The organism is Nocardioides sp. AE5 (genome assembly GCF_031844485.1).
Classification (GTDB): Bacteria; Actinomycetota; Actinomycetes; order Propionibacteriales; family Nocardioidaceae; genus Nocardioides.
The window spans coordinates 1-5,350 of record NZ_JAUZVI010000022.1 but is presented as its reverse complement, the minus strand read 5'-3'; the positions used below and the strand labels follow the sequence as shown (position 1 = coordinate 5,350).

The window sequence follows — 5,350 nt, the reverse complement described above, 5'->3', positions numbered from 1 at the left end:
TCAGACCGGCACCGCAGGGATCACGCCTGACCCGTCGGAGGCGACCAGGGACATTCCGGTCGCCTATGGCAACGGCTGCCACCAGGACCAGGTGGACAGCACCGCGATCATGTGTGAATACGGCGACCTCGACTCCGAGATGGACATCGTCGTCGTCGGCGATTCGAAGATCCTGCAATACCAGAGCCCGCTGACCCGGATCGCCGAGGAAGAGGGCTGGCACGTCCACTCGTTCACCAAGTCCGCGTGCGGCTTCCACGACGGCATGCAGGTCCGCAAGGGCCAGCCCTACACGAGTTGCGCCGAGTGGAACCAGAACGTGCTCGCTGCAGTGATCGACCTCGACCCCGACCTGGTGATCACCTCACAAGGGGCGCCGACCGCGCTGAGCGACATCACGGATCCGTCCACCCTCGACCCCGAGACGATGGTCCAGGCCATTGCCAGTCGCTGGCAGGAACTCGACGACGCCGGCATCCCCGTCGCCGCCATCGTCGACAACCCCAGGCCACCCGTCACCGTCCATGAGTGTGTTGTCGAGCATTCCGATGACCTCACCGCCTGCTCCTTCGACCAGGCTGATGGCGAGTCGCAGAGCGGTGGACTCGCCCAGGCGGCCGCCGCAGGGCTGGTGGACAACGTGACCCTGATCGACCTTATCGACCTGGTCTGCCCCGACGGGGTCTGTGTGCCCGTGATCGACGACGTACTGGTCTATCGCACGGGTTCGCACCTGACCGACACCTATGCGCTCAGCCTCACCGAGCCCCTCAGGGAGCGCTTGGTCCCGGTCGTCCAGGGCCTGCGCTGACCTGACGTCAGGTCACTGCGGAAGCAGTGTGCCGCTCTCCTGGTGGGCCCGGACCCACCAGGCACGGGTGTGCCACTGCGGCGGCGCCTGGATCATCGCGAGGTGAGCGATCCCCGCGGTGTCGGGGAGCCCGGCCAACTGCGTGCGGGAGCAGGCCCATGCCAGGCCGTCGCGACAGACCAGGACGGCCGTGACGCACTCCGGGACCGTGTCGACCAGGGCCTGGTCGACACGCTCGTCCTCCAGCAGTGCCTCGTGACCACGCAGCCAGGCACCCACGTCCTCCGCGCCGCCTGGCGAGAAGAGGACCGTCACCTGGTCGGCACGCTCGCCGTCGGCCGCGGCCCGCAACGGCACCGAGCGCACCTGCCACGGCTGGTTCGCCTCCACCTGCAACGGCGCACCCCGGTGGGGGGCGCGGCGCAACTGCACGGCCAGCGGCGGCACGTCGTGCATCGCGCCACCCGGATCCGCGAGGTCCCGGGGAGCGCCGGCAGCGCATGGCTCCGGCGTACGCAGGCTGCGCAGGCGTTCCACGAACGACGCGTGGCCATACCGCTCCTGGACCATCGCGAGCGTCCGCGCCACACGGGCATGGTAGGCATCCTCGTCCGAGACATAACGGGCGATCAGTTCCTGCGCCTCGCCGGGCAGTGCGTAGTCGAAGAGGTCCCCGAACGTCTCGCGGTGCTTGGGATGGGCGATGGTGAGGACACCACTGGCGGCGGCCTCGAGCAGGACGCGTCCGAACGCCTCGTGCGCGTCGGGGTTGTCCAGGTAGAGGAAGAAGTCCAGGTCGGCCAGGAACCGCTGCGGTCGCATCGCCTCCTGGGCGAAGAGTTCCCAGTTGTCGGGAATCCCCGGAGCTCCCGACGGATCGTCCTCGGCCAGTGCCGCCACCGTCTTCGTCGCGCCCATCATCCGGACTCGGTAGCCGTCGCCGAACGCATAGCCGCGGAGCAACTCGGCGTACGTCGTGGGGAACTTGATCCGGTTGTCCCGCGAATAGCGCCCCACCCGTACGCCGCCGGTGAAGCGCTTGCCGGGCTTGCGCTGCCAGTCCGCGACGTCGATCAACCCCGGGTTGTCCCACCCGGTGACCCTGGTCCCCGGCGCCTCCCGGAGCACGGCCGCACGCACCGTCGGGCCCTGCGGGATCCAGGTGGCTGGGACGCCGAACATCTCCTCCGCCCGATCGGAGACGTCGCGGACCGAGTAGCGCCGGTCGCTGCCGTCCGGCTCGGCGGGCGCCTGGTTGGCGACGATGCACAGCGACCGCACGGAGGCCGTGGTGCCCACCGCAGGGGGATACTGCAGCACGGGGGGATAGCGGACCAGGAGCATGTCGATCTCGACATCGTCATCGGGCTGGATCCACTCGACGCTCCCGTCCCGGACCAGGTCCATGATCGGTGCGCACAGGCCCTTGTCATAGATCGTCATGAAGCGGAACGCCTCGAGGTGCATGATCGCGACCCGCATGCCTGCCTGGCGGGCCGCGCGGATCTCCTCGATCATGGAGCGCTGCGGTCCGCCGTACGCCCGCCAGTCGCCGGCGAGGCAGAGGTCGAAGCGGGCCCGGTGCCCGTCGCCGAGGAGGTCCTTGCGCCAGCGCCGTGGCTCCGGGAACCGCCGGGGCAGCGTCGGATCCAGGAACGGAGATGCCTTGCCTGCCGCGATCTGCTTGTGCCACCCGACGTAGGCCCCGCGATAGGCGCGCCTGCTGGGATGGCGCCAACCGTAGGAGAACTCCGCGGAGGAGAGGGTCAGGCCGGAACGAGCCAGCGTCAGCACCAGGGGCAGCACGTGGACCCTGGTCGCGAAGGCCGCCTCGATCCGGTTCGCGAACTCGGTGTCGGCTCCCTTGCGCGTCGGGTCGAAGAAGCCTATCCGGGAGACCACCGGTGCCCGGCGGAACATCAGTGAGGTGGCGACGCCGTCGACCGGCCGATAGCCGGGCCGGTTGAACTCGAGGAGCGGGCTCACCCGCGAGCCGAGGCTGGAGACCGCGACCCGGGCATCGTCGTCGAGCAGGGCACGGGCGCTGCGCTCGAGGGCCTGCGGATGCAGGTAGTCATCGGAGTCGAGGAAGGTGCACAGTTCGCCTGCGGCCTGGCGCAGCGCGGTGTTGCGGGCCCGGTAGGTGCCCCCGTTGATCGCCTTGCGGATCACCCGCACCCGGGGATCCATCCGCGCCACGGCGCTGAGGTAGTCCTCGTGCTCCGGCTCCGAGGCATCGTCGACGACCAGGAGTTCCCACTCCTGCCAACTCTGCTCGATGATCGACCTCACTGCGGTCAGCAGTGGCTTGCCCGGGCGGAAACAGCTCATGATCACCGTGATCAGCGGCTGCGGGCCCGGGGCGGGGGAGACGCTGGGAGCACACAGCAGGTCCAGCGGCGCATCTCCCGGTGCCCCGTCGCGCAGGACGAGCGGAGCCAGGTCCGCGTTGCCCGGGCCCCCAAAGCCCAGCACCTCGTTGACGCGAGCCAGCCAGGCCTCCGGTGGCCCCGCCCCGAACAGGTGTGGGTTGGCCAGGTCGGCACGGGCCGCTGCCCTGACCTCATCGGTGACCGCGGCTGCCTCCACCAGGTCTGCGGCGCGGGGGTCACGTGCCATGATCCGCAACTGCAGGAGGAGGTCGCTGGCGATCGGTTCCTGCTCGGCCAGGTCTCCCGCTGCCAGGGCACGCTCCAGGAGTACGGCGCCCCGCCGGAGGTCATCCGGACGCCCCTCCTGCAGGGCGAGGACCCTGGCGAACCAGACCAGACGACGTACGTCCATCCCGGCCTCGACGCGGACGTCGCCCGGCGTGTCCGCCCAGGCACAGAGGTCCTCCGGCCAGTGCCCCGGCCAGGCCAGCTCGGCCAGGATCTCGCGGGCGTGGATCGACCGGGTCCGCAGTGCCGTCCTGACCAGCGCCCCACCGGTCAGGGAGACCCGCGCGGCGTGGTCACGGGCAGCCGCGCGCCGCAACTCAGGCGGTTCCGCGGCGGGAGCAGTGTCACCCATCGGCAGTCGGGTCAGCCCGGGGGCGCTCCACAGCCTGCTCGATCGAGCCCTGGAGGCGATCCAACCGGCCGACGAGTTGTGCGTTGAGGATCTGGGTCGCGGCGACGAGCGCCTCCAGTTCCTTGAGCGTGGTCGTGTAGCGCTCGCCCGACGCACCCAGTTCGCGTCGTACCTCGCGCCGGGTCTCCCGGGCGAGCAGGCGCATCCGACGGTCCACGTCGAGCGCCGCCAGCAGGGCAGCGCCTGCCAGGCCGCAGATCGCCGTGACGGCGAGCCACCACGCCTCGAGGAGCGCCGCTACCAGCGTCACGACAGTCAGTACGACGACGATTGCCGCCGCCACGATAACGCTTCTCGACCGCACCTGCACGCACTCCCGTTCGGCTCCGACTCAGGCCCGCAGTGGACGCTCCGGATGCTATCCGAGGAAGGAGTCGCCCGGGTGTATCGCCTCGCGGCAACCGCCCCCACGATGGGCGCCGTGCTCTACGCTGTGGGGCACACCGCCGAGATCATCAGGAGAGCCATGCAGTTGGGCAGAGTGCGGGTCGTCGGTTGGCTGGTCCTCGCGGTCGCACTGGTCGCCACCATCGTCTTCCTGGTCAGGTCCCACCTCACCCTGGCCGGCATCGTCGCAGCGGTGACCCTGGCCCTCGTTGGCGCGGTGATCGTCGACCTCCGCAAGCGGATCGCCGACCTGACCCGGACCACCAATCTGCTCGCCGCATCCGTGGAGGACATGCGGACCGAAGCAGCAGCAGCGGCGGCGGCCCAGCAGGTCACCCAGCCCCCCGCGCCCACCAGCCCGGCGCAGGGGACGAAGAAGCCCGTTGCGCTCAGTCGCGCCACCAGGGAATCCCTGATCCGCCAGATCGGCTGGAACACGCGCGAGCAACTCCGCGACCTCGAGGCGTTCGCCTACCTGAACGCCAAGGTGACCCCCCGTGCCCTGATGCCGGCACTGGGCCGATGGGCCATCAACACCCGCAGCATGGCGCGGCTGGCGGACCTGCTCGCCGAGACCCGTCCCCACACCGTGCTGGAACTCGGCGGCGGTGCCTCGACGATCTGGATGGGCTACCTGGTCGAAGGCTCCGGCGGACGGATCGTCAGCGTCGACCACAGCGCCGAGTTCATCGAGTTCACCCGCGCGGACGTCACCAGGCACTCCCTCCAGGAGACGGTCGAGACCCGCCACGCCCCGTTGGCGCCGTTGTCCACCGCGCCCGACAGCCCGGACTGGTATGACACCGCCGCCTTCGCCGACCTCAGTGCCGTCGACCTGCTCGTGGTCGACGGACCTCCCGGGACCACCGGCCCCCGGGCCCGCCAGCCCGCCCTGCCGGCGCTGTGGGACCGGCTCGCCCCGGGTGCCCACATCGTCCTGGACGACATGCACCGCGACGAGGAGAAGGCCACCGTGGACGAGTGGTCCCAGCGGTTCAACCTGACCGTGATCGACCCCGGCACCACCGGCATCGCCATCCTCCGCGCACCGTGAGTTCGGGTGTGCGTCGTCCGGCGGGT

At 70.2% G+C, this 5,350-nt stretch carries 4 protein-coding genes; 2 read left to right on the top strand and 2 right to left on the bottom strand.

All coding sequences use genetic code 11. From position 1 onward, the window contains the following. The coding region (locus Q9R27_RS18670) for an SGNH hydrolase domain-containing protein (RefSeq protein ID WP_311253913.1) at positions 1 to 811 on the top strand (811 nt) is incomplete at its 5' end. A gap of 12 nt (positions 812 to 823) precedes the next feature. Here Q9R27_RS18670 and Q9R27_RS18665 read toward each other — a convergent pair. Together Q9R27_RS18665 and Q9R27_RS18660 are read right to left on the bottom strand one after the other, a co-directional pair. Further along, complete coding sequence (locus tag Q9R27_RS18665) at positions 824 to 3,823, bottom strand: glycosyltransferase (protein WP_311253912.1); 3,000 nt, start codon at positions 3,821 to 3,823, stop codon at positions 824 to 826. After that, a complete protein-coding gene (locus tag Q9R27_RS18660; protein ID WP_311253911.1) occupies positions 3,816 to 4,166 on the bottom strand; it encodes a hypothetical protein in 351 nt (116 codons plus the stop codon). The genes Q9R27_RS18665 and Q9R27_RS18660 overlap by 8 nt, the downstream gene beginning before the upstream one ends. Before the next feature lie 99 nt (positions 4,167 to 4,265). Here Q9R27_RS18660 and Q9R27_RS18655 point away from each other — a divergent pair, with 99 nt between their 5' ends. After that, positions 4,266 to 5,324 carry a class I SAM-dependent methyltransferase gene (locus tag Q9R27_RS18655; RefSeq protein WP_311253910.1) on the top strand — a complete coding sequence of 353 codons (1,059 nt, stop codon included), beginning with the start codon at positions 4,266 to 4,268 and terminating at the stop codon, positions 5,322 to 5,324. Positions 5,325 to 5,350 lie beyond the last annotated feature (26 nt).

Excerpts from the sequence above, each read along its gene's own strand:
- Q9R27_RS18665 (WP_311253912.1), bottom strand. The coding sequence starts at position 3,823 with ATGGGTGACACTGCTCCCGCCGCGGAACCGCCTGAGTTGCGGCGCGCG.